Annotated in this window: 2 protein-coding genes; both read right to left on the reverse strand. The window is 73.9% G+C overall.

What is annotated here, in order from left to right; all coding sequences use genetic code 11:
* Window positions 1-100 precede the first annotated feature (100 nt).
* Window positions 101-958: a maleylpyruvate isomerase family mycothiol-dependent enzyme gene (locus KGQ19_RS48415; RefSeq protein WP_212022372.1), complete on the reverse strand. Its 858-nt coding sequence runs from the start codon at window positions 956-958 to the stop codon at window positions 101-103.
* An 80-nt stretch (window positions 959-1,038) separates the two neighbouring features.
* Complete coding sequence (locus KGQ19_RS48420) at window positions 1,039-1,995, reverse strand: zinc-binding dehydrogenase (RefSeq protein ID WP_212022374.1); 957 nt, start codon at window positions 1,993-1,995, stop codon at window positions 1,039-1,041.
* Window positions 1,996-2,022: the final 27 nt, after the last annotated feature.

Raw genomic sequence — 2,022 nt, forward strand, 5'->3', positions numbered from 1 at the left:
CACCCCAACAGCGACCCGCCCCGCAAACTCCAGCCCTCCCCAAAAAGATCCACCCGAACAGCCCCCGCGCAGGCCCGGCCCCAAATCCAGCAACGGGCCCTCAAGGGTGGATGAACAGCCGCGCGAACATCGGCCCGAGCCACGGCTTGCGCCCGTAGGCGATCATCCGCCCCGTCACAATCTGCCGAGCCTGGGAGCTCCGGCCACTCGCGGCGAGCACGAAGGCCACCGGGTCCACGGAGATGTGGCAGTCGGTGCGTCCCGGTGCCGGGTCGCGGTGGGTCTGGACCAGGGGGCCGTCGACTTCGACGCCGATGGTGACGCCGCCTCGGACGTGGATGCGGATCGCGGCGTGCATGGTGGCGGCGCGGGTGTGGTCGACGGTGCGCGGGATGGTGTCGAGGTAGGCCAGCGAGATGATCTGGCGTGCGATCGGGGGTGGGATCAGCCACTTCTGGCCGGTGGCGCGGGCCAGGTCGAGGGTGTGCAGGGCGGTCTCGCTCAGGAACAGGCCGGTGACCGCGGCCAGGGTCAGGGGTTCGTCGGCGCCGAACCATGGGATGGTGCACGGTTCGCGGGGATCGCGGTCGGCCAGCGCCGCGACGAGGGTGGCCGCGCCGGTGCGGATCTGGGCCGGGGCCGCTAGGTAGGCCTCGGGTGCGGCCTGCGAGAGCGTTGTGGCGTTCAGGACGGCGACGCGCTGCGCGAGGTCGGGGTGCTCGGGGACGAAGGTCTCCCAGTGGCCGACGTCCAGTGCCCCGGCCGCGGCGGCGGAGTAGGCGGTGCAGGCCAGGCCGAGGTGCACGGCGACGTCCGCCGCGTTCCATCCCGGCAGCAGCGACACCGCCTTCGGGTTGCCGATCCCCTCGACCAGGCGCGCGGCGCGCTCCGCGAACTCCGGCACGGCCGCCCGGGCGGCGGCCAGGTCTTCGGCCAGGGTGGTGCGGCTGCGCGGCATGGGCTGCTCCCGGCTGCGTATCAGGACGCGTTGGACTGGGTGTCCGATAGGACAGCAGGCCGGAGGCGGGCGGTCAAGCGCTACGCGTCATGTCTACCTGTCACCAGCAGGGTTTTCCCCACCGTCCGCCGGGCTTCGATGGCCGCGTGCGCCTCGGCGGCGCGCTCCAGCGGGAGGCGTTGGCCGATCACCGGACGCAGGGTTCCGGCGGCGGCGGCGCGGAGGGCGGATTCGGTCAGGCGGCGCATGTCCTCGGGGCCGGCGGTGGGCCGGATGATCGTGACGGCGCGGGCCTGGGCCTCGTCATCGGCGATGACGGTCCAGTGGCCGCTGGCCAGGCCGTAGGTGAGGATGCGCCCGCCGGGCCGCAGCTGCTCGAACGCGGTGCGGCCGGTGGCGCCGCCGACGCCGTCGAAGACGACGTCCACGCCGGTCTCCAGGTGCGCGGGCCAGGCCGGGTCGAGGTAGTCGACGGCCTGGTCGGCCCCCAGCTCGGTGGCCAGCTCCGTCTTGCGCGCGCCGCCGGCCAGGGCGATCACGGTGCCGCCGGCCGCCTTCGCGAGCTGGATCAGCAGCGTGCCGACCCCGCCGGCCGCCGCCTCGATCAGGACCCGGTCGCCGGGCTTGATCTTCGCGGCCTCGGTGAGGAGCGAGGCGGTGCGGCCGTCGGCGAGGACCGCCACCGCGGCGTCCAGGGCGAGTGTGTCGGGGACGCGGTAGAGGACGTCGGCGGCGACCAGCGCGGCCTCGGCATAGCCGCCGGAGCCACCGGTCGAGCCGACCACGCGGGTGCCGACGAGCGCCGGGTCCACGCCCTCGCCGACCGCGCGGACCAGTCCCCCGACGCCGTTGCCGGGGATGGTCGGCAGGGTCGGGCGGAAGGGTCCGTTGCCGGCCCGGACTTGGGTCTCGACGAAGGTGATGTTGGCGTAGGCGACGTCGACCAGCACGGTCTCGGGCGCGGGGGCCGGGTCGGGGGTGTCTTCGATGCGGAGTTGAGTCGGGGCGCCGAAGTCGCGTAGCCATACCGCTCGCATTTTGTGGCTCCTGGGGGTTCGGGTGGG

This window comes from Catenulispora pinistramenti, from assembly GCF_018274385.1.
GTDB lineage: Bacteria > Actinomycetota > Actinomycetes > Streptomycetales > Catenulisporaceae > Catenulispora > Catenulispora pinistramenti.